The 25777-nt window shown below is 52.6% G+C and carries 28 protein-coding genes, 1 riboswitch and 1 other annotated feature; of the genes, 23 read left to right on the top strand and 5 right to left on the bottom strand.

Annotation, left to right across the window (positions count from 1 at the left end):
- Positions 1–86: 86 nt before the first annotated feature.
- Positions 87–183, bottom strand: a riboswitch (cyclic di-GMP riboswitch).
- Positions 184–684: 501 nt separating this feature from the next.
- Both MKY12_RS19480 and MKY12_RS19475 read right to left on the bottom strand, forming a co-directional pair.
- A complete protein-coding gene (locus MKY12_RS19480; protein ID WP_036727350.1) occupies positions 685–1935 on the bottom strand; it encodes a methyl-accepting chemotaxis protein in 1251 nt (416 codons plus the stop codon).
- Between the two features lie 73 nt (positions 1936–2008).
- The gene (locus tag MKY12_RS19475; RefSeq protein ID WP_339310401.1) at positions 2009–2962 is read right to left on the bottom strand and encodes a YafY family protein; all 954 of its coding nucleotides are present in this window, start codon (positions 2960–2962) and stop codon (positions 2009–2011) included.
- A gap of 134 nt (positions 2963–3096) precedes the next feature.
- Between MKY12_RS19475 and MKY12_RS19470 the strand changes: the two genes are divergently transcribed.
- Positions 3097–3939: an SDR family NAD(P)-dependent oxidoreductase gene (locus MKY12_RS19470; protein ID WP_339310399.1), complete on the top strand. Its 843-nt coding sequence runs from the start codon at positions 3097–3099 to the stop codon at positions 3937–3939.
- 81 nt (positions 3940–4020) lie between these two features.
- Here MKY12_RS19470 and serA read toward each other — a convergent pair whose 3' ends face one another.
- Together serA and MKY12_RS19460 are read right to left on the bottom strand one after the other, a co-directional pair.
- Positions 4021–5613 carry a phosphoglycerate dehydrogenase gene (gene serA / locus MKY12_RS19465; RefSeq protein ID WP_036727344.1) on the bottom strand — a complete coding sequence of 531 codons (1593 nt, stop codon included), beginning with the start codon at positions 5611–5613 and terminating at the stop codon, positions 4021–4023.
- A 210-nt stretch (positions 5614–5823) separates the two neighbouring features.
- Positions 5824–6051, bottom strand: a binding site (T-box leader).
- A 113-nt stretch (positions 6052–6164) separates the two neighbouring features.
- A complete protein-coding gene (locus tag MKY12_RS19460; RefSeq protein WP_339310397.1) occupies positions 6165–7070 on the bottom strand; it encodes a hypothetical protein in 906 nt (301 codons plus the stop codon).
- 67 nt (positions 7071–7137) lie between these two features.
- Here MKY12_RS19460 and MKY12_RS19455 point away from each other — a divergent pair, with 67 nt between their 5' ends.
- The 3 genes from MKY12_RS19455 to MKY12_RS19445 are packed head-to-tail and all read left to right on the top strand — an operon-like array spanning position 7138 to position 8968.
- Positions 7138–7731, top strand: coding sequence for a type II CAAX endopeptidase family protein (locus MKY12_RS19455; protein WP_036698166.1), 594 nt, complete (start codon positions 7138–7140; stop codon positions 7729–7731).
- Positions 7728–8105 carry a hypothetical protein gene (locus MKY12_RS19450; protein ID WP_209870031.1) on the top strand — a complete coding sequence of 126 codons (378 nt, stop codon included), beginning with the start codon at positions 7728–7730 and terminating at the stop codon, positions 8103–8105. Before MKY12_RS19455 ends, MKY12_RS19450 begins: the two co-directional genes overlap by 4 nt.
- Entirely contained in the window at positions 8096–8968 is an 873-nt protein-coding gene (locus MKY12_RS19445; RefSeq protein ID WP_339310395.1) for a metallophosphoesterase, read from the top strand. The genes MKY12_RS19450 and MKY12_RS19445 overlap by 10 nt, the downstream gene beginning before the upstream one ends.
- A gap of 61 nt (positions 8969–9029) precedes the next feature.
- Here the strand turns inward: MKY12_RS19445 and MKY12_RS19440 are convergent, their stop codons facing one another.
- Positions 9030–9911: a polysaccharide deacetylase family protein gene (locus tag MKY12_RS19440; RefSeq protein ID WP_235191947.1), complete on the bottom strand. Its 882-nt coding sequence runs from the start codon at positions 9909–9911 to the stop codon at positions 9030–9032.
- An 85-nt stretch (positions 9912–9996) separates the two neighbouring features.
- Between MKY12_RS19440 and MKY12_RS19435 the strand changes: the two genes are divergently transcribed.
- From MKY12_RS19435 to spoIVA, 19 genes are all read left to right on the top strand, one after another.
- Entirely contained in the window at positions 9997–10383 is a 387-nt protein-coding gene (locus MKY12_RS19435; RefSeq protein ID WP_209870244.1) for a hypothetical protein, read from the top strand.
- Between the two features lie 231 nt (positions 10384–10614).
- A complete protein-coding gene (locus MKY12_RS19430) occupies positions 10615–11229 on the top strand; it encodes a genetic competence negative regulator (RefSeq protein ID WP_036698160.1) in 615 nt (204 codons plus the stop codon).
- A gap of 76 nt (positions 11230–11305) precedes the next feature.
- Positions 11306–12001, top strand: coding sequence for a glutamic-type intramembrane protease PrsW (gene prsW, locus MKY12_RS19425; protein WP_339310392.1), 696 nt, complete (start codon positions 11306–11308; stop codon positions 11999–12001).
- A gap of 78 nt (positions 12002–12079) precedes the next feature.
- On the top strand, positions 12080–12226 hold the full coding sequence (locus MKY12_RS19420; protein WP_179090427.1) for a hypothetical protein: 147 nt from the start codon (positions 12080–12082) through the stop codon (positions 12224–12226).
- 87 nt (positions 12227–12313) lie between these two features.
- Complete coding sequence (gene ypeB / locus MKY12_RS19415; RefSeq protein WP_036727334.1) at positions 12314–13672, top strand: germination protein YpeB; 1359 nt, start codon at positions 12314–12316, stop codon at positions 13670–13672.
- Between the two features lie 161 nt (positions 13673–13833).
- Entirely contained in the window at positions 13834–14133 is a 300-nt protein-coding gene (locus MKY12_RS19410; protein WP_339249353.1) for a hypothetical protein, read from the top strand.
- Positions 14134–14277: 144 nt separating this feature from the next.
- On the top strand, positions 14278–14931 hold the full coding sequence (locus MKY12_RS19405) for a flagellar brake domain-containing protein (RefSeq protein ID WP_339310390.1): 654 nt from the start codon (positions 14278–14280) through the stop codon (positions 14929–14931).
- Between the two features lie 211 nt (positions 14932–15142).
- Positions 15143–15853 carry a (d)CMP kinase gene (gene cmk / locus MKY12_RS19400; protein WP_036727330.1) on the top strand — a complete coding sequence of 237 codons (711 nt, stop codon included), beginning with the start codon at positions 15143–15145 and terminating at the stop codon, positions 15851–15853.
- Positions 15850–16437, top strand: a complete 588-nt coding sequence (locus MKY12_RS19395) for a lysophospholipid acyltransferase family protein (RefSeq protein ID WP_036727329.1) — start codon at positions 15850–15852, stop codon at positions 16435–16437. Before cmk ends, MKY12_RS19395 begins: the two co-directional genes overlap by 4 nt.
- 174 nt (positions 16438–16611) lie before the next feature.
- The gene (rpsA, locus tag MKY12_RS19390; protein ID WP_076079166.1) at positions 16612–17940 is read left to right on the top strand and encodes a 30S ribosomal protein S1; all 1329 of its coding nucleotides are present in this window, start codon (positions 16612–16614) and stop codon (positions 17938–17940) included.
- Positions 17941–18115: 175 nt separating this feature from the next.
- Positions 18116–19441 carry a ribosome biogenesis GTPase Der gene (gene der, locus MKY12_RS19385; RefSeq protein WP_036727327.1) on the top strand — a complete coding sequence of 442 codons (1326 nt, stop codon included), beginning with the start codon at positions 18116–18118 and terminating at the stop codon, positions 19439–19441.
- Between the two features lie 12 nt (positions 19442–19453).
- Positions 19454–20071 (top strand): glycerol-3-phosphate 1-O-acyltransferase PlsY, encoded by a 618-nt coding sequence (gene plsY / locus MKY12_RS19380; protein WP_036727324.1) that lies wholly within the window; start codon positions 19454–19456, stop codon positions 20069–20071.
- Positions 20064–21104, top strand: coding sequence for an NAD(P)H-dependent glycerol-3-phosphate dehydrogenase (locus tag MKY12_RS19375; protein WP_036727323.1), 1041 nt, complete (start codon positions 20064–20066; stop codon positions 21102–21104). Before plsY ends, MKY12_RS19375 begins: the two co-directional genes overlap by 8 nt.
- 67 nt (positions 21105–21171) lie before the next feature.
- Positions 21172–21447 carry a stage VI sporulation protein F gene (locus MKY12_RS19370; RefSeq protein ID WP_036698146.1) on the top strand — a complete coding sequence of 92 codons (276 nt, stop codon included), beginning with the start codon at positions 21172–21174 and terminating at the stop codon, positions 21445–21447.
- Between the two features lie 199 nt (positions 21448–21646).
- A complete protein-coding gene (locus MKY12_RS19365; RefSeq protein ID WP_036698144.1) occupies positions 21647–21826 on the top strand; it encodes a DUF2768 family protein in 180 nt (59 codons plus the stop codon).
- 80 nt (positions 21827–21906) lie between these two features.
- A complete protein-coding gene (locus MKY12_RS19360; RefSeq protein WP_209870013.1) occupies positions 21907–22527 on the top strand; it encodes a hypothetical protein in 621 nt (206 codons plus the stop codon).
- Positions 22528–22554: 27 nt separating this feature from the next.
- Entirely contained in the window at positions 22555–22923 is a 369-nt protein-coding gene (locus MKY12_RS19355; RefSeq protein ID WP_036727321.1) for a 2Fe-2S iron-sulfur cluster-binding protein, read from the top strand.
- 62 nt (positions 22924–22985) lie between these two features.
- Positions 22986–23735, top strand: coding sequence for a DUF3939 domain-containing protein (locus tag MKY12_RS19350; protein WP_339314910.1), 750 nt, complete (start codon positions 22986–22988; stop codon positions 23733–23735).
- Between the two features lie 432 nt (positions 23736–24167).
- Positions 24168–25646 (top strand): stage IV sporulation protein A, encoded by a 1479-nt coding sequence (gene spoIVA, locus MKY12_RS19345; RefSeq protein ID WP_036727319.1) that lies wholly within the window; start codon positions 24168–24170, stop codon positions 25644–25646.
- Positions 25647–25777: the final 131 nt, after the last annotated feature.

Here is a 25777-nt window from a genome sequence, read left to right as displayed (position 1 = left end):
ATAGAAAACCTGTACTCACCATTGGAGCACAGGTCTGTTGCACGAATCACCATAATCAAACGCGAAACCTAAGGCGTTCACAGTTTTTCAGCAACCTGGCTGTCATGATCCCACTTCAGAAATGAGACTGTAGATCCATGGCTTTGCGTCATTCCCTTTCGGTGAATTTTGCCGGTATGCGGTTATAAATGAATTTGTGGAGAATTTTCCTTTACAATATATTCCTTGCTCCGCTTTTGTCAATAACCCCTGTGAGAAGAAACTCGGAATTTGACGAATATTCAGGAGTGGAAATGGCTAAATATTTGGATTTTCAAACTTTTGAAAATGGTTGTCCCTGGAAGACTAAAGTCTTAAAATGCAAATGGCCGTTTAGGTTGATTAATGTGGGAAGTGAGCACAAAGCCTCATTACATTCCTGATTTACTGCAAAACATTAAGAATTCACTAGATATACAGCATTACAAATTTCGGTGATAGGACTTAAGTAATAGTGATGTAAGATGTTAGCTTATAGACAAGCTATGACAATAGAACGACTATAGTAAAGAAGTGCAAAGCACGGTTTTTACCCTTATGCACAATTTCAACAATTTGTGAATATTACATAACAATCTTTGTTTTGCCCAAAAAAAGAGACACCTCCCGCAGAAAATTCCGCAGGCGTGTCTCTTTGTGCTGAGGTTAAAATTTGAAAATATGAATCGTTTTTTGCAGGTTGAAGACCGCGGAGGTCATCTTCTCTGTCTCCTCAGCTACGGATTGAAGAGCATGAATCTGTTCGTTCATCGCTGCGGATACCTCTTCCGTCCCTGCGGCGGTCTCCTGGGTGATGGCTGAGATATTCTCGATCGCCCCGGAGATCTTGAGCGCGCTCTCCAGCATAAGGTCACTCTCTGCGGAAAAGGAGGCAATCTGCTCGGTTATGTATTGGACACTATGCACAATTTGAGCAAAAATGTTGGCTGTCTCCGTAATCATCTCATTCTGCACCTGGACTACCTCTTCATTGATGGCGATGTTATCGATAGCCTGCTTGATATCCGCTTCGATGCTGCGTACCAGACCGAACACCTCTTTGGTTGAAGCGGTGGATTCCTCGGCCAGCTTGCGGACCTCCTGGGCAACAACGGCGAACCCGCGGCCATGTTCGCCTGCACGGGCGGCTTCAATAGAAGCATTGAGCGACAGCAGATTGGTCTGTTCAGCAATTTCGGTAATTGTCTTGGTAATCATCGTAATGCCTCGTGCGTTATGCGATAGGGCTTCGATAGTATCCGCCACCTTCTGGGTAGCCTGGATGTTCTTGCGCATGCCTTCGGCTTGGGTATCCACCGATTGCCGTCCCTGTTCTACCAATTCCAGCGTATGTACAGACCTTTTATTCATTTCCTTGGTGGAATTCGTATAATTGGAGACTTTGATTTCGATATCCTTGATCGATTCGGTCATATCAGCGATATCCACCGAGATTTCGTTAGCACCGAGGGCCAGTTCATTGGAGGAGGAAGCCACCTGCGCCATGACAAACTTCAGGTTCTGATTCTTGTCTTCAATCCCGCGGCTGGCGTCCATAACCTGACGGGTAATCTGTGAGGCATCGGTGAGGATTTTTTTGAGCTTGTCAATCATGGTATTGAAGGAGCGGCTGATGTCGCCCATGGAGCCATTCTCATCGGCACGGCTGGTGAAGTCGCCTTTGGCAATCGTGTGCGTCACATTGGAGATATCCTCAAATGAAGATGTAAGCGTTCTCTCAATGAAGCGCGCAAGCGGGTAAGTCAGCGCTGCCAGGACGGCGACAAGAATAATGCCGATGAGCAGCCTGTCCATGAGGATTAGCGTGATTAAGACAGGGACAGCGAATAAAGCGGCAACCAGGTAACATCCGGTGACGATTTTTTGTTTCAACGGCAGCTTGTTCATCCAGTCCATAATGTAAAGTCCCCCTATAAATAATAATGTGTATTGTAATATTATAGGGGATACTAGTGCATTTGGTCTATTATTAAAAATCGTATAATGCTGCCGCTTCACGCAGAGCCGCAGCAACAGTATCCGCAAGCTCAGGCGGTGCCGTCACCTTGATACCCTGACCCAGGGACAGGATGATCCGGCACGCAGACTCCGGCGTGTTGAACTCAGCCTCGGCCCTGATCCAGCCCGGGGCCTCAGCAGGCTCCTGGTGCAACAGGGCGACGTATCGCTCCTTCTGCAGCTCCTTCATCGTTTGCTCTCTTACAAGAAGGCTGGAGGGGTACCTGGGCAAGGCAGACTTGAATGCGGCGGTGGAGGTCTCCCAGTACTCAGACAGGACGAAATCCTCCGGTTGCTCAAAAGACTCATCTGTGACTTTGGCCTCAGTGATTCTGGAGACCCTGTAGGTCCGCAGCTCGCCGTCATGCCCCGCGACCAAGTACCAGACGCCGCGCTTAACTACCAGCCCCAGAGGTGCAACCAGCCGCTCGGCGGCGTCCTCCCCGCGGAGATAGGTGATGCTCACCTTGCGGTTCTCCCATAAGGCTCCCTGCAAAGCGGATAGGCAGGGATAGGTCTCCCCGGAGGGATGCCACCCGGCTCCGTCGATGTGAATCCGCTGGCTGAGGAAGCTGAAGGGGGTGACTGGCTGCCGGGTAGCGACGGCCTGCAGCTTGCGGGCGGCCGAGGAGAACTCCTCCTGAATGCCCAGAGCGTGCAGAATCGCCGGATCAGCGGGCACCAGCAGCGCGGCAATCTCCTTGGTGTTCATTCCGGTCAGGGAATTCCGGTAGCCTTCAGCCAGCTTCCAGCCGCCTTCCCGGCCGCGCTCCGCCAGCACGGGGATGCCGGAGAAGCTTAGTGCTTCCATATCCCGGAAGATTGTACGTTCGGATACCTCCAGCGTTAGCGCCAGCTCTTTGGAGCTGATTTTCCCGCGGCTCTGTAAGAGCTGAACGATAGTGATCAGGCGATCCGCTCTCATTCTGCAACCTCCCTTGAATGTATTATTTATATATGTCAATGGTTGTCATGTATAAGGTATATATTAGACAAGAGTACGGATTAGCGCAAATGATCATCTAATCCGGGTATGATAGATGAAAGGGAGCGGATCAAATGACAAATCTGCAAGGGAAAGTGGCATTGGTAACAGGCGGGAGCAGGGGAGCGGGCAGAGGCATTGCACTGGAGCTGGCGAAGGCTGGTGCCTATGTATACATTACGGGCAGGAATGCCGGTATGCCGCAGGAGGGAAAAGCAAGAACGCTTGAAGGGGTGCTGGCTGAGATCCGCCGCTCAGGCGGGGACGGAGCTGTGATCCGCTGTGATCATACCAATGACAGCGAGACAGAGGCTGTAATCCGGCAGATTAGCGCAGAGCAGGGCAGATTGGATATTCTGGTCAATAACGTCTGGGGCGGCAATACTCTCCCTATCGGGAATGAACCGTTCTGGGAGCAGCCGGTGCAGCATTGGGATCATATGTTCACTGCGGGTGTGAGGGCGCAGCTAATGAGTAATTATTATGCTGTACCCCTGATGCGCAGGGAAGGAGCGGGGGCGGGTAAATTAATCGTCCATACAACCTTCTGGGACGAGTACAAGTACACGGGGAACTTCTATTATGATCTGTCCAAAAATGCACTGGTGCGCATGGCCTACGGATTATCCCTAGAGGTGGCTGCGGATGGCATCGCGGTGATTCCCGTCTCTCCCGGCTGGATGCGGACCGAGCTGGTCCTGGACAGCTTTGGCACAGATGAGGAGCACTGGCAGGAGGAGGAGGGGCTTCAGACCACTGAATCAACCGCTTATATCGGACGGGCAGTTGCAGCGCTTGCTGCTGATCCTGAAGTGATATCCATGACTGGTACTCCCCAGAAGGTAGGGGACCTGGCACGGAAATATGGCTTTACGGACACCGATGGCCGGCAGGTGCCAGCCTACCGGATTTCATAGTATAACGCAAAAACACTCTTTGGAAGTGCGCGGCCTGGGGCCTGCACTCCCGAAGAGTGTTTTATTGTGAAGAAATAAGAATTAGAGCAGAATGATCTCCTCAGCGGTGTTGATCTCCGGCAGTCCGGCCAGCTTCACCAGGACCTCCTTCGGCACACCCTTATCAACGGTCAGGAGCATAATGGCAGCTCCGCCGATGATCGTACGGCCAACCTGCATGGATGCGATATTGACGCCGTTCTCGCCAAGCAGGGTGCCGACGAGTCCGATGATACCCGGTTTGTCATTATGCGAGATCACAACCTGATGGCCTTCCGGAGCAATATCGACCGGGAACTTGTTGACCTTAACAATCCGTTCGCCATAGCCCTGCAGCAGGGTACCGGCGACCAGACGCTCTTCATCATGCTCAGCCTTGAGTGTTACCGTGATGAGGTTGGTGAAGCCTTTGGTTTTGGAAGCCTTGGTCACCACTACATTCACATCACGGGTCTTCGCCAGATGCATCGAGTTGACGATGTTCACATCTCCGGCAAAGTGGCGGGTGAGCACACCTTTGACGACATAGCGGGTAAGCGGCTGGGTATCCACATCCGAGAGATCACCGGCATATTCCACATGGATCTCGCGGATCGCTCCGTCCGTAATCTGCGTAGCGAAGCTGCCCAGCTTCTCGCCGAGGGTGAAGTACGGCTGCAGCTTGTTCATCACGCTAGGTGCAACCGGCGGAATGTTCACCGCGTTGATGAACGGTTCGTTGCGCAGGATATGAAGGACCTGCTCGGATACATCGATGGCTACGTTCTCCTGGGCTTCAATCGTCGAAGCACCCAGATGCGGAGTCACGATAATCTTCGGATGTGTAAGGAACGGGTGGTCTGCTTCAGGCGGCTCCTTCTCGAAGACGTCGAACGCAGCACCGGCTACAATACCGCTGTCAATCGCTTCTACCAGCGCCATTTCATCGATGACACCGCCGCGGGCACAGTTGATGATGCGCATGCCTTTTTTCATCACTTCGAATTGCGGACGGGAGATCATGTGGCGCGTCTCCGGAGTGAGCGGTGTGTGAACGGTGATGAAGTCTGCACCGCGCACAATGTCGTCTACCGAAGCCAGCTTCACTTCCATTTTCTCTGCACGGTCAGCTGTCAGGAACGGGTCATAGGCCAGGATGCTCATGCCGAAGGCTTTGGCGCGCTTGGCCACCTCGCTGCCGATCCGGCCCATGCCGAGTACGCCCAGTGTCTTGCCGCGCAGCTCTACGCCGAGGAAGGTTTTTCTGTCCCATACGCCGGAAATTGTCTTCGCATAGGCTTGAGGAATATGACGGGCCAAGGCCATCATCATGGCAAAAGCATGTTCACAGGTCGTAATGGTATTGCCGTCCGGAGCATTGATAACGACTACACCGCGCTGCGTGGCGGACTCCAGCTTGATGTTGTCCACGCCGACTCCGGCCCGGCCGATAACCTTGAGATTAGTACCGGCGGCGATAATTTTGTCCGTCACGGTAGTCTGGCTGCGAACGAGTAAGCCGTCATATTCGCCAATGATTGCAACTAGCTCATCTTCACTTAGTCCTGTTTTCTTGTCTACAGTCACATCGCTTGCGTCCATCAATTGTTGAATGCCCAAATCGCTGATCGGATCCGATACTAATACTTTAAACATGGTCTCTTGTCCTCCTTCAAATGGGAAAGCTATTGTATATGCCAAGGATCACCGGGTAAGGCAATCCGCAGTACCAGAACTTACAAGAGCGTAATAAGCAGCTTGACAACGGGGTAACGCGCTGTCGCACAAAAGAAACAGCATGCAGAAGTACCGGATTCACGGGTAGATGGCAATAAAAAAACTCCCAACCCCCATACTACTGCCGTAGTAAGGGACGAGAGTTCTCGTGGTACCACCCTAATTCACTGCGACGGTTAAGAAGCAGCCTCATTGGCCTGCAAAGGCCACACTGGTAACGGAGTGATCCGATTGTATCTACTCTTGTGTTCAATACAATATCTCAGGAGCGCTAAAGATTAATGTCCGCCACCGGTTCTCACCACCCACCGGCTCTCTGAAGACTGCAAGTAATCTTTGTTCCATCATCGGTTTTGCTTGATTAATTTGTCATAATGTAACATGGTGATGCCAAGTGTGTCAATAGGATTCTTCTGCGCGGGTCCGCCTTGAAGTGGACCGTAAATTTCGTTATGATGCAATAACTGGTCCTACTCGTAGAAGAAAGGGAGCTGCGGCATGATCTCTTTACCGTAATATTGTTCCCGCCACTTGATGAAGTCCTGCTCCTGCACCGCACCGGTGGAGATGAGCAGGGTGACGGAGGACTGGATATCATTCAGCTTCAGCGAGCTGGCGGTCCCGGAATAGATCATGTCATCAATCTTGGCAGTGATATCCTGCGGATCATATCCGGCGTAGATGCCGCGGTTGAGCATGATATTGGCGATGGAAGCATTCTTGAGCAAGAGCGGCATTTTTTTCCACTGAATGAAAGAGAGTGTCTTCAGCTCACCGGACTGCTGCGGAATGGACGGGTGGGTCTTCGACCCCCATTTCAGCATGGAATCATAGAAGTTCTTCTGGGCGAGCAGCCCGAATCTCACGGCACTGGTTGTGAAGTTGTCGCTTTTCAGCACTTTGGCGGCTTCGGCGCCGGAAGCTCCCGCAGTCACCTTACTGGAGGCTTGGGAGAAGAGTGTGAGACTCTTAAGAATATTGAGCTGGGATTCATAGAGCATCGGCGAATTGGTGAAGAGCGAATCCTGGGTTACCTTATCATACTGCTTGTCCGCGAGAATACTCAGATTCTTCAGTGTTGCCGCATTCTGGCGTGCATCTGTGCTGCGGGCAAGAACGCCCACCTGTTCGTTCCAATTGCGCTTGAATTCCCGGTAAGGCAAAAATACGTTATGATAAAAGGTGACAAGATCCTGCTGCTGGTAGGAGCCGGAGAATTCCTGGGCGCTCGGGTGGTCCTTCAGCTGTGAATACTTGGCCTCTGTCTTGTCAGCTCCAACCTTGACTCCCGTGAAAAATGAAGCGAATGCGGATATTAGAAAAAACAAAAAACCTAGTGTGTACATCATTTGAGTGCGGGAGGTACGGCTGTTCATGATTAAGTGCTCCTTCGTATAGGTAAATTAACTTATGTAAAAACATTTATAGAACAGGCAGGTTATAATGAAAAAATTCAAATTGGGTGACATCAAAATTAAAAAGGCCGATCCACAGCAGTTAACAGACAAGCTGTTACTCATTAATCTGTACATTACTCAGGGCCTTACCTTATTTATCGGTTTGATATGGATATTATTACAGAAAAGAAATCCTATTCACATATTAAATTTTCCGGATAGTGTACATTTCGTGTACTGGGGCCTTGGCCTTGCAGTTATTATGCTTGCTGTTGACTTCCTGCTGACCCATATTGTTCCTGAAGACAGCATGGATGACGGGGGGATTAATGAACTGCTGTTCGGCAAAAGGCCGCTGTGGCATATTGTGGTCATTTCGGCGGTGGTTGCGGTGTGTGAGGAGCTGCTCTTCCGCGGAGCGATCCAGCATTCTCTCGGGCCGTACTGGACGAGTATACTGTTTGCTGTTATTCATGTCCGTTATCTGCGGCACTGGATTCCAACGGGCTGGGTCTTCCTCAGCAGCTATGGTCTTGGACTTATCTACATCCATTCGGGCAGTCTGTGGGCACCTATATTGTGCCATTTCCTTATAGATTTGTTCTCCGGTATGGTTATTCGTTACAGGAGGGTATCATGACAGAACAATTAAGCCGGGTAAGGTCCCGCCAGAAACAGCAGAAGAGAGAACAACAGCCTCCAGCCAGAGCGGGCAAGCGTCAGCCGGCTTCCGGGGCAGCAGAAGAGCGTGCGGGAAGTCCGGTACCGGTGGCAGGGACCCTGTCCAGAAAGGAGCGCTTATCCGGGCGCAGGGCCTCCGGGAGGCCGGAGCGTGAGGCGGCACAGCAGGAAGGGGAGCAGACTCCGTCGCGTGCGGAGAGCTATCCGTCAGAGAGAATCCGGTTCAGCAAAATGTTCATCAATTCGCTGATTGTTGTATTTCTGATGCTGCTGGGCTTCCTCCTGTGGTGGGGAATTAACGGGGCGCCGGATCTGGGCAGCCTATGGAGTTGACTACGGTGCTCCTGATTCTTTTAGGTGTGAGTCTTGGGGTAGCAGGGGGGATGGGTCTCCTTATGGTTGCTGCTGCCTTCAAAAAACGGTTGAATCATCAGGATATTGTACTGGAGCGGCTTCCTGCCGCGTTCGACGGCTTCCAGATACTGCTCATTACGGATATTCACCGCCGCCGTCTGCCGGAGGAGATGCTGACCCCGCTGCGGGGGAAGGTGGACGCTGTCTTCCTGGGCGGTGATATGACGGAGAAGGGCGCTTCCATAGAACGCCTGTTGAACAATATGACTCTGGCCGCTTCGGTTGCGCCTGTATATGCCGTACATGGGAATCATGATTACAGGGCGAATATCAATCTGGTGGATAACATCATCCGGGGAAGCGGAGCCAGGCTGCTGGTGGATGAGAACTGCGTCATTGAGCGGGACGGTGCGCAGTTTATTCTGACCGGGGTGGATTTCCCGCGGCAAGGCGGCAAGAAGGCCTATGGCCCTCTGCCAGCTGTGGCGGATGCGGAAGCCTTCCGGATCATCCTCGTGCATGATCCGCTCTGGCTGTCCCGGCAGCAGGAGATTCCGGCTGACCTGATTTTGGCCGGGCATACCCATGGAGGCCAGGTTGTACTGCCCCTGATCGGGAACCGGCATACCGATGAGTTCTACCGCCAATATAATGCGGGGATGTATGAGATCCCCCGGAGCTATAATGCGGGTCTCCCGCCGCTGAAGATGCTGATCAGCCGGGGGTTCGGTACGGCGCATCTGCCGCTGCGCTGGCGCAGTCCGGCCGAGATGCATGTGCTGACCCTGCGCTGCGGACAGCGGCATTCCGGATCGCAGAGATTCAATGTGATGAACCCATAAGCATGACAAAAAACGGCTGCCCTCCTAACGGGGCAGCCGTTTTTGCTTGTTCATTCAGGTCTTAGCGCATCTTCAGCTCAATGCTGCGCGGATCTACAAAGCTGTAGCCCTTGCCCTCAAGCGTAGTCAGCAGAGTGTCAAGTGCCTCTACCGTCCAAGGCAGCTCATGCATCAGGATATTGCTGCCGGAATGCAGCTGATCGGTTACATTCTTGATCAGCTTCTCCGTTTTGCCTGCATCCTTGGCCTTCATCTCCCAGTCAAGGGAGCCATTGGACCAGGTCATATAGAGCATGCCGTTTGCAGCAGCGATTTTTTTGCCTACATCACCGCCGGCACCGTGCGGCGGACGGAAGAAGTGAGGGGTCTCACCGGTGATTTCCTTGACGATTCTTTGAACATCCTCAATCTGCTTCTTCACTTCGGCTTCCGGCTTATCCTTCAGCACGATGTGATCCCAGCTATGGTTGCCGAGTACGCCGCCCCGCTTGTGGATCAGCTCCAGCAGCTCGGGATGCTCCTTCACCCGGTACCCGTTGACGAAGAAGATCGCTTTGGCCTTGTGCTTGTCCAGTGTATCCATCAGCGGATTGATTAATTCCGCTTCCTTCGGCCCGTCGTCGAAGGTCAGCAGGACTACCTTCTTATTCGTGGCCGGATCATTCGGGACAATGTCATAATTCTTGTTCATATGATACAGCAGCGGCACCTGCGCATCGCTGGCTGCCGCAGGCGTGGCCTCCGGTGATGCAGTTGCCTCAGGTGCAGCTGATGCTGTTACCTCAGGTGCAGGAGATGCGGCTGTCTCCGCCGCCTCTGTTGCTGCCGCAGGCTGTGGCGTCTTCTCCGCCGCCTGGCTGCCTGTATTTCCACTGTTGCTGCAAGCTGACAGCAGACAAGCCGCCAAAAGCAGCGTTATTGTTGCTTTACCCACTTTTTTCATCTCGCTTTCTTGTTGTTTGGCTGTATGAGCGGCTACCTTTCCGCGAACACTAAGCATGATTTTACCATACAAGGAGGTTGGAGATATGAATACTTCGTCATTTCTGTGCGGGGTGCTGATTGGTGCAGCCGCCAGTATGATTATGTCCAAAAAACGCAGCGCCATGATGTCTGCCTTACTGCACTCGAACGGTTCTTCCTATAATGCGGGTGACAAGGCCAAGGACAAAATTATGGGGATGGCCATGACCGGCTTCGGCAGCACGGCAGCGGGCAGCAGTCATGAACACTCAGGCTCTCATGTATCCGGCGGTGGCGAGCATAGCGGTGGCGATCATAAAGAGGGTTCCCCGTTAAAGTCCAAAGAATCAAATCTGAACATGCTGAAGGATTTCATCCGCAGCAACCCTGATGTGAAGCATGAAGTCGAGCAGATTCTCAAAGATACTCATACCGCCATACCGGGTTTGTAACCGGATTTAACCGCTGCAGAATCATTTTGGCGATGCCGGCATCGCTGAAGTGATTCTTTTTTAATATGGCTTTACATATAATGGGCAGCAAATTGGGCTGAATCTATATTTATTTACGTGCATTTGTAGCTTCAAAATGATAACATACATACATAGTAACCATTTTTGGCTCATTACTCGGGACTCATCATACATTAATATTAAATGAGCTTGCAAAAGGAGGATCCTGTCATGAGAATAGAGCGATTAAGTCAAGATAAGATACGGATTTTCCTCACTTTTGACGACCTGAGCGAGCGGGGCATCCAGAAGGAAGACATGTGGCAGGAGGTTCCCAAGGTGCACGACCTCTTTACGGAAATGATGGATCAGGCGTACAGCGAGCTTGGTTTTGACGCTACGGGTCCGCTTGCCGTGGAAGTGTTCGCATTGCCCGCGCAAGGCATGGTCGTTATTGTGACCCGGGGGAAATATGATCACCATCAGTACGGTGGGGCCGGGGAAGATGAATTGCCTGAAGAGATTTACGAAATGGAAGTTACTCTTGAACAAAGCGACTCCATTGTATATGCATTCCGCGATTTCGAGGTTCTGGTGGAAGCGGCTCATGTGCTCATCGGCAATATTACTTCTCAAGGACAACTGTATTCTTATAATGATAAATGGTACCTCTACTTCGATCCGAAGGAATTTGAAGAGGCTGCACTGTCAGGGCTGGTAGGCGTGCTCGCTGAATTCGGAGATTCCTCTCCGGTAACTCAGGCTGTTCTGGCCGAATACGGCAAGACGGTTATGGCGGAGAATGCGATTCAGACGCTGTGCAATCATTTCAAACGTCAGGAATAAGAGATAGTGGGAAGGTACCAGTCCGGCCATAACGGCTTCAGCAGAGATTAGGTATTAGCGCAAGGGAGGCTATTCGGTGCTTTTGTTATCGGTCATTTCGTCAGCAGTTGCACCGGGACTTGCGCTGCTGACTTTTTTCTATCTGAAAGACAAGTATGATCAGGAACCGCTCCATATGGTGCTTAAGGTGTTCCTGCTCGGCCTGATGATCGTGCTGCCTGTGATGATTATCCAGAGGGGACTGGTGCTGGGGCTGGACGGCGGTCCTTATGTGGATTCCTTTCTGATCTCAGCCGGGGTGGAAGAGGCCCTGAAGTGGTTTGTGCTGTACCATATGATTTACAATCATACCGAATTTGACGAGCCCTATGATGGAATACTATATGCCGTAGCGATTTCGCTCGGCTTCGCAACGATAGAGAATGTAATGTATGCATGGTACAGCAATGCTTCAATCGGCACCATGATTCTAAGGGCGCTGCTTCCAGTCTCCGGACATGCCATGTTCGGGGTAATTATGGGCTACCATATGGGCAGAGCCAAGTTCTCCGGCGGGGTCAAGACCCGTAAGATTCTGCTGATTTCATTGCTTCTGCCCTGGCTGTGGCATGGAATCTATGATTTTCTGCTCGCGACGACGGCTAATTATTGGATTTGGTTTATCGTGCCCCTGATGGCGGTCCTATGGTATAGAGGCATGGGGAAGGTAGCGCGGGCCAGCAGCCGTTCCCCGTTTCGCTTTTTGAAGCGTGAGGAAGAGGTTAACCTATAATCGAGATGGACACACTTAATCCTACAGGGCAGTTCCTTAAGGCAAGGAATTCCAGAAAGGAGAGAGAGGTGTCTTTTTTTGCGAGTAAAAGTTCGGATTGTCTGCAAGCAGTGCGGCGAAACCTACATATTAAGAGGGAACAAGGAGCAGGGGGTTGTCCAGACCGGCTTCAAGCAATGTCTGTGCAGCTGTGTAAGCGGCTTCGAGATTGAGGAACGGGCCTAAAGACCGGATTCTTGAAAAAGTGCATAAGTCTTCTCAGTTATTGTCAAACTAACGGCAATAAGCTACTGAAAGGAGCTATGCGGACCTATGTACAAAAGATTAAGTGCCATAATGTTCCCGCTTACCGCACTCTTGCTGCTTGGAGCGCTCGTCTGGGGGTATCAGGAGAATCAGGAGAAGAATTCGATTCTGATCAAAGCGGAGAATCAGTATCAGCGCGCATTCCATGATCTCTCCTTCCATGTGGAGCGGCTTCACGGTGAGCTTGGCAATACGCTTGCGGTGAACACTACCTCTAACGGAATGCACCGCAAAGGACTGGTCAATGTATGGCGGATTACCAGCGAGGCGCAGAACGAGATCAATCAGCTGCCGCTGACGTTGCTGCCGTTCAGTGAGACGGAGGAGTTCCTCTCTAAGATCTCTAATTTCTCCTACAAGGCTGCGGTGCGTGACTTCACGAAGAAGCCGCTGACAGAGGGGGAAATGGCGAATCTGAAGACGCTCTACCAGAATTCGGCTGAAATCTCCAAGGACCTGCAGAAGGTTCAGGACAAGGTCATCGGCAAAAAGCTGCGCTGGATGGATGTAGAGACTGCACTGGCTACAGAGCAGAAGGCCGAAGACAACACGATCATCGACGGATTCAAAACCGTGGATAAACGCGTGGCGGCATACCCGGAGCTGGACTACGGCCCTTCGGTTGCAAGTATCTATGATAAGCGGTCGGTGAAAAAGCTGGGCGGCAAGCCGGTTACCGCTGACCAGATCAAGGGCAAGGCGATGAAGTTCGCCGAGCTGGGCGGGAAGGCACAGGTGAAGATTCAGGAGAATGGGAAGGGAACGGAGTGGGCTTCTTATACAGCCACTGTGACTTCCAGTGACCATAAGGAGCCGGTCTCGATGGACTTCACGGCGGAAGGCGGACTGCTGATCTCTTACAACGACAACCGCGAGGTAGGGCCGGCCAAAGTATCCATGAAGCAGGCTGTGGAGAAGGCGGGTAAGTTCCTGGAGAAGAAGGGCTATCCCGGCATGACCGCAGTCAGTGCGGACCGGTACGATAATCTGGGCAATCTGACCTTTGTCAGCAGCCAGGACGGCGTGCTCATCTATCCCGAGAAAATGACGGTTCGTGTCGGGCTGGATACGGGGGAAGCCATAGGGTTCCAGGCAAGCGACTATGTGAATGAGCATAAGGAGAAGCGTGTGCTGCCGAAGCCGAAGCTGTCCCTGGCTGAAGCCAGAGCGATGCTTAACCCGGAGTTCAAGGAGCTCTATAACCGGCTGGCCTGGATCGAGAATGAAGATGCGGTGGAGCTGCTGACCTATGAATTCGGGGGCAAAATCAACGGCTCACAGTTCAGGATTTATCTGAATGCCGCAGACGGTAATGAGGAAGCGGTGGAACAGATCCGCACCTCCTCGGGAGCACAGGATAAATAGCCGGACTTTCCATGGGGACAGCTAAAACCGGTTCTATAAAGAAGACGCATTTCCGGAAACGGAGGGCGTCTTTTTTTGGTGATTAGGAAATTATGATTTACGTCCGATGTGGATAAGTTGTGCATTAAAGTTGGGTGTAAGTGTCTTGGAACATCGGCAGGATGACTATATTCTGGATCAGTAATAGGAATGACTTCGCTGATTTCACCGAACAGCCGGATATGGTCGAAAAACCGACTACATTCGGTGCGGCAGAGGCGTGTGGGCTGGATATGGTTGAAAAACCGACTACATTTGGTGCGGCAGAGGCGTGTGAGCCGGATATGGTCGAAAAACCGACTACATTCGGTGCGGCAGAGGCGAGTGGGCCGAATGTGGTCGAAAAACCGACTACATTCGGTGCGGCAGGGGCGTGTGGGCCGAATGTGGTCGAAAAACCGATCACAATGGGGATGCCGTAGGCATTTTGTTCGTGCTGAAACTATAGGCTGCAAGCCGGTTGCGGCTGTTGGTGTTCAACGCCTAATAATATTTCTGACCTGCCTCAAGAGGGCATGCTATAATCGGTTTAGCATTTATTACTAACTCAAGCGGCGGTGACAGGTTTGTATCCCAAAATTAATGAATATCTATACCTCCAGGTCGCATCCAGCGATGCGGCTGAGTCTGAGATCCAGTACCGGGCAAGGATTGCTGATATGGAGGACGAGAGCATCCTGATAGAAATTCCCATGCAGGAGAGTAACGGCCGGCTTAAGAAGCTGTTTATCGGTGACGAGCTGTCGGTCTATTTTCTCACAGAGGGCGGCATTAAGAATTATTTCAATACTCATGTGCTCGGCTTCAAGGAAGATGTCATCCGGATGGTCCGGCTGCGCAAGCCTGCGGCAGAGTCCATCTTCAAAATTCAGCGCCGCAGCTTCTTCCGCGTCAATGCGGAGCTGGAGCTGGCCGTGAAGGATGCCCTGGGCAGCCGGTTTCTGGTGCGCACCGAGGATATCGGCGGCGGCGGGACATCATTCTTAAGCGATGCCAAAATTACATTAGGGGTGGCCGACAAGCTGGCCTGCTGGCTGCTCGTCTCCTACCGCAACGGAAGCACGGAGCATGTTAATTTCGAAGGCGAGATTGTACGGATCAAACCGCTGGAGACCGGACGGAATCTGGTCATGGTTAAATTCTCGGCCATTTCCGATACGGAGCGGCAAAAAATTATCCGGTACTGCTTTGAACGCCAATTCGATTTCCGCAACCGCTGATTCCCTGCGCAGGAATCTTCAAGAGGGCCCTGAATCAGCTTTTTTCTCCCTAAAAAACCTCAATGTCATTTTGCACTGGGGTTCAAACTGTGGTATAATTTTATAAGTCGCAGGCAATGCCTGCTTTTTTCTTGAGAATATCAGCAAGTTCCAAGAGAGATATGTCGATATGCGTATTTCTGCGGAAGAGTGTTTGAGGAGGAATGCCCCGTTGGACAGGCAGGATACACATACTAACGACCGAATTAACGTCGCCATCGACGGACCTGCCGGGGCAGGCAAGAGCACTGTAGCCCGATTGGTAGCACGGGAGCTGTCTTACATTTATGTAGACACGGGTGCCATGTACCGGGCAATCACCTGGTATATGCTTCGTGAAGGCATAGCTGCAGAGAATCATGAGCTGGTGGACCGGAAGGTCCAGAATATGGCGATTGAGCTTCTGCCTGAGAAAGATGTGCAGAAAGTGCTGATTAATGGGGAAGACATGACCCCGCATATCCGCAGTCTTCAGGTCAGCGGCCAGGTGTCGCAGTATTCGAAGATTGAGGGTGTTAGATCCAGACTGAGTCACTTGCAGCGTCAGATGGCGCTCCGCAAGGGAGTCGTGATGGATGGCCGGGATATCGGTACAACCGTACTGCCGGATGCCGAAGTGAAGATTTTCATGACGGCAAGTGTGGAGGAGCGTGCTCTCCGTCGTTACAAGGAACTGAAGGATACGGAAACAGTGACTCTCCAGCAGCTTGAACATGATATTGCAGCGCGGGACCGGCTTGATGAAGGCCGGGAGATTTCACCGCTGTGCCGTGCCGAGGATGCTATTCTTCTCGATACGACGCATATGGATATCCTTCAGGCCGTGGAAGCCATCGTCTCCCACTGCAGAACCTATGTTAACGGGGAGAGAAATCATCTATGATTTATGCATTTTGCGTGGCCTTGCTTCGTATGATTTATGCCATACTGTTCCCGCTCAAGATTGTGGGAAGAGAGAATGTGCCGAAGGAGGGTGGAGTCCTGCTCTGCGCGAATCACATCAGCCTGCTTGATCCCATGACGATCGGCATTAAGCTGAAGCGACAGGTAAGATATATGGCCAAGGCGGAATTATTCAATGTTCCGGTGCTGGGCTGGCTCATTAAGCAATTGGGCGCATTTCCTGTCAAGCGTGGCGGCGTAAGCAAAGAATCCATTAAGACGTCCCTCAATACGCTTCGCAGCGGACATGTGATGGGCATCTTCCCGGAAGGAACGCGGAACTCCGATTCAGGTTCAGCCAAGAAGGGTGCGGCAAGCTTCGCGCTCCGCAGCGGCGCAGCCGTTGTGCCGGCAGCCATTATCGGGTCCTACAAGCCGTTCCGCCGGATGACTGTTGTATATGGGGCACCCATAGACCTCAGTGCATTTGAAGGTGCGGGAAGTGATTCTCTGGACGCTGTAACCGATGTTATTATGGGACGCATCCATGAAATGATCAGTACCGGCAAGCCCAGTTCGCGGTAAGTCCGGGAGTCAATTTTCTGTTTCTGTGAATAGCTTATAAATTACAGCATAACCGCTATTTTTTGGAACATACTAATCAGCAAAGTGAAATGGTTTAACGAAGCAATGATTGTTTTGAACCCTGCTCTACGCGGGTTTAAATAAATGGGGTTTTGAATCGAGGAGGGTAATCACATGTCTGAAGAAATCAAGAATCAAGAAGCTGCGGATAACGTTGAGAATAACGAGACCGTAGATAAGGCAGAAACTGTAGAATCCGCTGTTACCGAATCTGCAGAAGTTGTTGCCAGCAATGAAGAAGAAGTGACAAGCCAGGAAGGTCTGGAAATCATTTCTCTGAAAAAAGGCGATACCGTGAAAGGAACAATCGTCAAAATTGAAGATAACCAAGCTTATGTAAGCATTGGATATAAATACGACGGCGTTATTCCTATTCGCGAATTGTCTTCCGTTCAACTGGACAATGCCGCAGCAGCGGTAGAAGTCGGCCAGGAAGTGGAATGCAAGGTTGTCAGCATCAACGACAACAAGGAGAGCCTGGTGCTTTCCAAGCGTGCCATCGACAGCGAGAAATCATGGGAAGATCTGGAGAAGTATTTCGCTTCCCAGGAATCCTTCGAAGTTACTGTAGCTGATGTTGTCAAAGGCGGCCTTGTGGCTGACGTTGGCGCACGCGGCTTCATCCCGGCTTCCATGGTTGAGCGTCACTTCGTTGAAGATTTCAGCGACTACAAGGGCCGCACACTGCGTGTCAAAGTGAAAGAGCTTGACCGTGAGAACAGCAAGGTAATTCTCTCCGCCAAAGAAGTTCTGGAGGAAGAATTCGAAGCTAACAAGCAGAAGATTATGGCTGAGCTGTCTGAAGGCCAAATCATCGAAGGTACGGTTCAACGCCTGACTCAATTCGGCGCATTCGTTGATGTTGGCGGCGTAGACGGACTGGTTCACGTATCCGAGATTGCTTGGAACCACGTAGAGAAGCCATCCGATGTTGTATCCGAAGGCGACAAGGTTCGCGTGAAAGTACTTAAGGTTGATCCTGAAAAGGGCAAAATCAGCCTCAGCATCAAAGCAGCTGCTCCGGGTCCTTGGGATTCCGCAGCAGGCAAGATCAACATCGGCGATGTAGTTACAGGCGAAGTTAAGCGCCTTGTGAACTTCGGCGCATTCGTTGAACTGCTGCCAGGCGTTGAAGGCCTTGTGCATATCTCCCAGATCTCCCACAAGCACATTGGTACTCCGCATGAAGTGCTCAAGGAAGGACAGGAAGTACAAGTGAAAGTGCTTGACTTCAACCCATCCGAGAAGCGCGTCAGCCTGAGCATCAAGGAAACTGAAGAAGCTCCGGCTCCTTCGGCCAGACCAGAACGCAGCAACAGCAGAGACAGAGCGCCTAAGGAAGTGCTGAACAATCCTAACGTATCGCTCAGCAACGAAGGCCTCAGCTTCACACTGGCTGAACGTTTCGGCGACAAGCTGGACAAATTCAAGGGTAACAACTAATCCCTTTGTTATCTCATCATAACGGGTAAAGTAATCGGCGAGCCCTCGATCAGAGGGTTCGCCGATTGTCTGTTCCAGGGCATACAGGATAGCGACAATACATGGGTAAGATGGTTAGCCAATTGGAATGTTTTTTGCTATGATGAGTAACGTAAGGAAGACAGGAGGAATGAATATGGCAAGACCCGTAGTGGCCATTGTCGGCAGGCCTAACGTCGGAAAGTCGACGATCTTTAACCGGCTGATTGGCGATAGACTGGCCATCGTAGAAGATAAACCGGGGATTACACGTGACCGGATATATGGAGTCTCCGACTGGAACGGCAAATCCTTCAGTGTCATTGATACTGGCGGGATTGAGATTGACGGAGAAGACGCTATTCTGAAATCCATCCGCGTTCAGGCGGAGCTGGCGATTGAGGAAGCGGATGTGATCGTCTTCATGTGCGAGGCGAAGAGCGGACTCACGAGTTCGGATGAGGAAGTGGCGCAGATTCTGTTCCGTTCCGGCAAGCCGATCGTTCTGGCTATCAACAAAGTGGATAACATGAAGCGCACCGAAGATATTTATGAATTTTATACCCTTGGAATCGGTGATCCGATCGGCATTTCAGGAAGTCACGGAACCGGAATCGGCGATCTGCTGGACGCGGTTGTTGAACGTCTTCCGGATAAAGTGGATGAGGAATATGATGAAGATGTCATCCGTGTAGCCTTGATCGGACGTCCGAATGTGGGTAAATCCTCACTGGTTAATGCAATTCTGGGCGAAGAACGCGTTATTGTCAGTGATATTGCGGGGACTACACGCGATGCGATTGATACGCCGTTCGAACGGGATGGCCAGCGTTATGTGCTGATCGATACAGCGGGCATGCGCAAACGCGGCAAGGTCTATGAGAACACGGAAAAATACAGTGTAATGAGAGCCATGAAGGCGATTGAGCGTGCTGATGTTGTACTCGTTGTAATCAACGGGGAAGAAGGCATCATCGACCAGGACAAGCATATTGCCGGGTATGCCCATGATGCGGGCAAGGCCTCAGTCTTTGTTGTTAACAAATGGGATGCCATTGAGAAGGACGACAAGACGATGCAGAACTTCGAACGCAACATCCGCGATCACTTCCTGTTCATGAGCTATGCGCCAGTGGTATTTCTGTCTGCGCTTACGAAACAGCGTCTGCAGAAGCTGCTGCCTGTCGTGCAGCATGTCGCCCAACAGCACGCCCTGCGGATTACCACCCATCTGGTGAATGATGTGGTATCGGATGCCGTGGCGATTAATCCTCCGCCTACGGACAAAGGCCGCCGTCTGCGCATTAACTATGTCACCCAGGTGGCAACGAAGCCGCCGACGATCGTGGTATTCGTCAATGATCCTTCGCTGATGCACTTCTCCTACGAACGTTACCTGGAGAACAAGCTGCGTGCAGCGTTCAATTTCGAGGGGACACCGATCCGCCTCTTTACACGGCGCAAATCCGAGAACGAAGGTTAGGGGAGAAGAGTAGTGGCGTTTGAACTTCTGGTTATCGTTATAAGCTATCTGCTTGGCTCCATCAGCTTCAGTGTACTGCTCGCCCGGCTGCTTAAGGGGATTGATATCCGCCAATATGGAAGCGGCAATGCGGGAGCGACCAATACACTGCGTGTGATGGGGAAGGGACCGGCCATACTGGTGCTGTTTCTGGACGTACTGAAGGGAATTGCCGCAGTCTGGCTTGGCACATGGGCCGGGGGATGGGGAAGCTGGGTCGCAGTGGTCTGCGGACTGGCTGCCATCATCGGGCATAACTGGCCGGTCTATTTTCATTTTCGCGGGGGGAAAGGGATTGCAACGACGATTGGAGTGATGGCTACACTGGTATTCTGGCCTGCACTGATTGCCGGGGCGATTGCCATTCTCGCTATTATACTTACACGGTATGTCTCGCTGGGCTCACTGATCTTTGTGGCTCTGACTCCAGTGTGTCTGCTGTTCACAGAGCATACAACCCCGGAGCTATGGGGAAGCCTGGTCATCGTAGTGTTCGCCTTCTGGCGGCACCGCAGCAACATCGTGAAGATCTCGCAGGGCCGTGAGAACAAAATCGGCTCCAAAGCCAAGGAGGGGAATCGCGTTGTCTGATAAAGTAACCGTGCTGGTCGCGGGCAGTTGGGGAACTGCGCTGGCTACTGTGCTGGCGGCTAACCACTCGGAGGTTTATCTGTGGACGCGAAAGCCTGAGCAGGCTGCCGAGATTAACGAAGCACATACGAATCATCATTTCCTGCCGGGGGTTAAGCTCCCTGGAAATATTATTGCCACCACGGACATGGAGACTGCCGTCTCCGGTTCGAAGGCGGTAGTCATTGTGGCGCCTTCTTCCGGAGTGCGCCAGGTGGCGCATAGCCTTAAGCCGTTCTGGAAGGAAGATATGCTCTGCATTCACGCCACGAAGGGCTTCGAGACCGAGACCATGAAGCGGATGTCCACAGTGATCTCGGAGGAGCTGGGCTGCAGCGAAGGCGATATTGTGGTGCTCTCCGGGCCGAGCCATGCTGAAGAAGTGGTACGGCTCTGTCCGACCACGGTCGTCGTGGCTTCACCGGATGAGAGCCGTGCCAAGGCGGCGCAGGGGCTGTTCATTAACAACGACTTCCGTGTGTATACCAACAGGGATCAGCTAGGGGTAGAGCTGGCTGGTGCACTGAAGAATATTATCGCGCTGGGTGCGGGGCTGTCCGACGGGCTGGGGTTCGGGGATAATGCGAAGGCGGCACTGCTTACCCGCGGCCTGGCCGAGATCTCCCGGGTCGGGGTAGAGATGGGTGCGAATCCCTTAACCTTCTCCGGCCTTGCCGGACTTGGTGACCTGGTCGTGACGGCAACAAGCCAGCACAGCCGCAACTGGCGCGCCGGCTCCATGCTGGGCCAGGGCCAGCCGCTGAATGAGGTGCTGGACTCGATGGGGATGGTTGTCGAAGGCATCCGGACGACGGAGGTGGCTTATGCGATCTCGCTGAAGCTGGGCGTACAGATGCCCATCACCGACCAGATTTATCATGTGCTGTTCAAGGGCAGAACACCGCGTAATGCGGTGGAAGCCCTGATGGGCCGTGACCGTAAGACGGAGATGGAGGCCATTTCCCAGGAGACCTGGGAGCAGTGGCATTCCTGATCACGTTCACCTTTTGCCGGAATATCTCATATGTTGTTAATGGGGATTGACGGAGGAGGGATGAACAGTGAGCAGAGATTTTTCCAAGGATGCTTTGAACGCCATCAACAAGAAGACGGGCAAAAACATTTCGGAAGGTGCCATCAAAAAGCTGGCCGGTACGGTTAAGCCGGGCACCACACAGAATGAAGCCCAGCTCCGCCAGTTAATTAAACAGGTATCAGCTATGGCTAAAGTGCCGGTCAGCGAGGCTACAGTGCAGGAGATCGTCAATGCTGTTAAAAAAGGCGGCGCCGGTTCCGGTACGATGGAGTCTTTAATGAAAATGATGCTGAAAAAATAGCATATCCGTGAAGTAAGCCATTCCTGCCGGGATGGCTCCTTTTCAGACTGGGCATAACTCCGGAAGGTAAGCTGATTCCGTGGTTGATGCCCTTTTTTCCATCGCCAGGGGCTAATCTGTAAATTAATACTTAAAAAATGACGGATTTCACGCTATAATAGTCGCAATCCGGGAAAAGTGAAATGGAGGCGCATGACCTATGGACCCGATGACAAAAATGTGGCTGTCTCTGATTGCGGTACTGATTATGGGCTTATCCGTTTTTTTGATTACTTTTGCACGCAGCAAGACAAAGGGACTGCTTAGAGCTGTTTTATCGGTCATTGCTTTTGTCATCCTGCTGATCGGAGTTCTGGGCGGGGCCGCTTCAATTATGTAAGCATTTACATTATACTCAGGCAGACGTATTTCTGACAGAATCGTTAGTTGATTTTACAGGAATGGGGCGTGTGTAGTTTGATGGCCGGTTCAGGAATTCCTTATGTGCTGGAGACGGCACTGGGCAGCATAGCGCGGGAGCTGGATGTGATCGGGCCGGGTAAGCCGCCGGTGTGGCTGCTGGGGGGAAGCTGCGGTCTGCTGCTGCACGGGGTTCAGCTGAGTGCTGCTCCGCGCGATATTGACCTCTATTGTGATTTGGAGGATACCGCGCAGCTTCATCGGGCACTGCTGAGATACACTGTCTGCGCACCGGAGGAGGATTATAGCGGAGGCTGTTACTCTCTGCGCGGGCTCTACTTCATCGGAGAGGTGAAGGTTGAGCTGGTGGGCGGATTCAGGATCGGCAGCGGCTCCGGGCAATATTCAGTGGATATCAGCAAGCTGCAGCCCTATGCCCCGGAATGTACGTTCGAAGGGAGCGGCCGCCTGGCTCTGATGCCGCTTGTCCATGAGCTGATCTTCAATCTGCTGCGCGGCAGGGAAGAACGCTGCCGGGCGATTGCGGAGCTAATGAAGCAGGATGTAGCCGGTCATCTGCCGCTTCTGGAGCAGCTCATTGAAGAGAATCATCTGGAAGCCGACGGCCTGCAGTCTAGGCTGGACGAGCTGCTGGGGATATCCGAATCTATACGTATATAACCTGATTTCAAGGAAGGAGGCTGTAAGATGAATGCGAAATCGCAAATAACGGTCACTTTCCTTCCGGAACAACGCACAGCTTCTGTCAAGCATGGGGTTACGCTGCTGGAGGCTGTGCGCAAAGCCGGAATCGTCCTGCCTACCCGTTGCGGGGGCAAGGCGGGATGCATGATGTGCAAAGTGTCCGTAGAGCGTACGGATGCCGCGGGACTCAGACCTCCTGCGGAGGCGGAGAAGCGCAAGCTTGGCAGCCTGCTGGATGAAGGCGTCCGCCTGGCCTGTCAGGCCGCTGTATGGGGCGACGTCCAAGTGCATATTCCCGAGGACCCGCTGAAGGCGGCTGTACGCCGCAGACTGGAAGCGGCGCGCCGTGGCGAATCGGAGGACTTATGGTGATGGTAACTCCCGGCGCAAATGCAACCCTAAACGAACAGAGAGGAGCCCCACGAGTGGACTCCATGCATCTGGTGAAGCTCCGGCAGAGCCGGCACAGGTCTGCGATGCTGCTGCCGCTGCTTCTCCTGCTGATCTTGTCTCTAACCGGCTGCATGTATCCCCGGGAGCAGCAGCAGCCCGGCAGCAGTTACCGCGAGAGTGTGAAGCGGGTGCAGGCGGCGGTCGATGATTATCAGGAGCAGAAGGGGCTGCTGCCGATCTTGACCAGCGATCAGGACACGCCCAGATACGAGAAATTCGTGATTGACCTGAATAAGCTGCAGCAGGAAGGGTACCTGGACGAGATCCCGGCAGCAGCGTTCGAGAAGGGCGGGAGCGCCCATTTTCTGGTGCTGGATGAGGAGACGGACCCACAGGTCAAATTAATGGACCTGGTGACCGTGCAGAAGGTTAACGATATCCAGCGCAAGGTGAACCTCTATAAGTCTGCGCACGGCGGGAAGCTTCCGGCAGGGGAGGAGCTGTATCCGGGCCTTGTATCTATCGATGCCAAACGGGCAGGGACAGGGACAATCAAGCTAAGCAGCGTATATTCGGGCCAGCCGCTCGGGCTCCTGATGGATCGCAGCGGGGCAGTCTATGTTGATTACGGTGCGGATATCTCCTCTGCCATTGATAAGAACGGGAGCAGTCCGGCGGCAGACCGTGACCTGCGTCTGGAGCTTACACAGGCCTCCTATTATGTCCCCGTCAAGTCTCTCCCTTATCTGTGGGTGGATGGCCGTCCCGTCCCGCAGGCTCCGCAGGAATAGCAATATACTATTATAAATTAAGGCAGCAGTTCTCCGAGAGCGGGGGATTGCTGCTTTTTTGTATGGGGAGTCTCAGAATGGATAGTAGTTCTAGGCCGCAAGCCGCCCTCATAGACTTGATGAGAAGACTTCCGGGTGTCTTGACGCAGTGGCGAGCTAGAGCGGGTATACGAAATTTCAGTTGCAAAAATGCGCGGACGCTGGTCATAAATCCGTTACGGATACATATGATGATACTAGTCCAAATGCATGTCCGAGCATTCGGAGTTTAGCGCGGGGCAACCTTGCTTCGCCTCAGGCAAGTAAGCTAGGCTTCGGGCGGGCAAAGCTTAGTCCGGTGGTTGTCCTGCAAGGGTCAGTTTGCCGGCGGAACGCGAAGTCGATGCTCTTCAGGCATTTTTTCTTCGGAGTAATATGAGGAGGGGATCTCTTTTGGAAAAAGTGGATATTTTCAAGGACATTGCCGAGCGTACCGGCGGAGACATTTATCTTGGCGTCGTCGGCGCGGTTCGCACGGGGAAATCGACATTCATCAAGCGCTTCATGGAAACGATTGTTCTGCCGAACATCACGAGTGAAGCAGACCGAGTAAGAGCGGTCGATGAGCTGCCGCAAAGTGCGGCAGGCAAAACTATTATGACTACCGAGCCTAAATTCGTACCCAACAATGCGGTGCAGATTAAGGTGGCCGAAGGCCTGGAGGTTAACGTCCGGCTGGTCGATTGTGTAGGCTATGCAGTGGAAGGCGCAAAAGGGTATGAGGATGAGAATGGTCCGCGGATGATCTCGACCCCATGGTTCGAGGAACCGATTCCTTTCCAGGAAGCGGCTGAAATCGGGACACGCAAGGTCATTCAGGAGCACTCGACTCTGGGTGTGGTAGTGACTACCGACGGTACGATTGCCGAGATTCCCCGGAGCTCGTATGTCGATTCCGAAGAGCGCGTGATCGCAGAGCTGAAGGAGGTCGGCAAGCCGTTCGTGCTGGTCATCAACTCCACCCGGCCGCGCAGTGAGGAAGTCCAGCAGCTCCGCAGTGAGCTTGCCCTCAAATATGATATTCCGGTGATGACGCTCAGCGCTGCGAATATGACCGAGGACGATGTGACTGGTGTCCTGCGCGAAGTACTGTATGAATTCCCTGTACATGAAGTTAATGTTAACCTGCCGAGCTGGGTGATGGTGCTGGGCGAGAATCATTGGCTGCGCAGCAGCTATGAGAATTCTGTCCGTGATACCGTGAAGGATATCCGTCGTCTGCGCGATGTGGACCGCCTGGTCTCCCAGTTTACCGAATATGATTTCATCGACCGGGCAGGCCTCAGCGGCATGAACATGGGCCAGGGGGTAGCCGAGATTGACCTCTACGCTCCCGAAGAGCTGTATGATCAGGTGCTGATGGAGGTAGTCGGGGTCGAGATTCGCGGCAAGGATCACCTGCTCCAGCTGATGCAGGACTTCTCCCACGCCAAGCGTGAATATGACCGCTTCTCGGAAGCGCTGGAAATGGTTAAAACCACGGGGTATGGCATCGCCGCACCTTCTCTGGCCGAGATGGCGCTGGATGAGCCTGAGCTGATCCGCCAAGGCTCCCGCTTCGGAGTCCGGCTGAAGGCTACGGCGCCGTCGATTCATATGATCCGGGTGGATGTCGAGTCGGAGTTCTCGCCGATTATCGGTACAGAGAAGCAGAGTGAAGAGCTGGTGCGCTACCTGATGCAGGACTTTGAGAATGACCCGATCAAAATCTGGGAATCCGATATCTTCGGCCGGTCCCTGCATTCCATAGTCCGTGAGGGCATTCAGGGCAAGATCGCGATGATGCCGGACAATGCCCGCTACAAGCTGCAGGAAACGCTGGGCCGGATTATCAACGAAGGTTCAGGCGGCCTGATCGCCATCATCCTCTAAATGAAATAGGCTTGTCTTTTGGAGCGGGAGCTTTTCCCGCTCTTTTGCTCTTTCCGGGCCCTTTCGCTGCTAGAGTGGAAAAGGGGAATTCTCCCTGGAAAGCTTCCGCTTTTACGGCATAACTGGTAGTA

The organism is Paenibacillus sp. FSL M7-0896 (assembly GCF_037975415.1).
Lineage (GTDB): Bacteria > Bacillota > Bacilli > Paenibacillales > Paenibacillaceae > Paenibacillus_AQ > Paenibacillus_AQ silagei.
The sequence above is the reverse complement of the archived record's forward strand: the minus strand, read 5'-3'. Positions and strand labels throughout refer to the sequence as shown.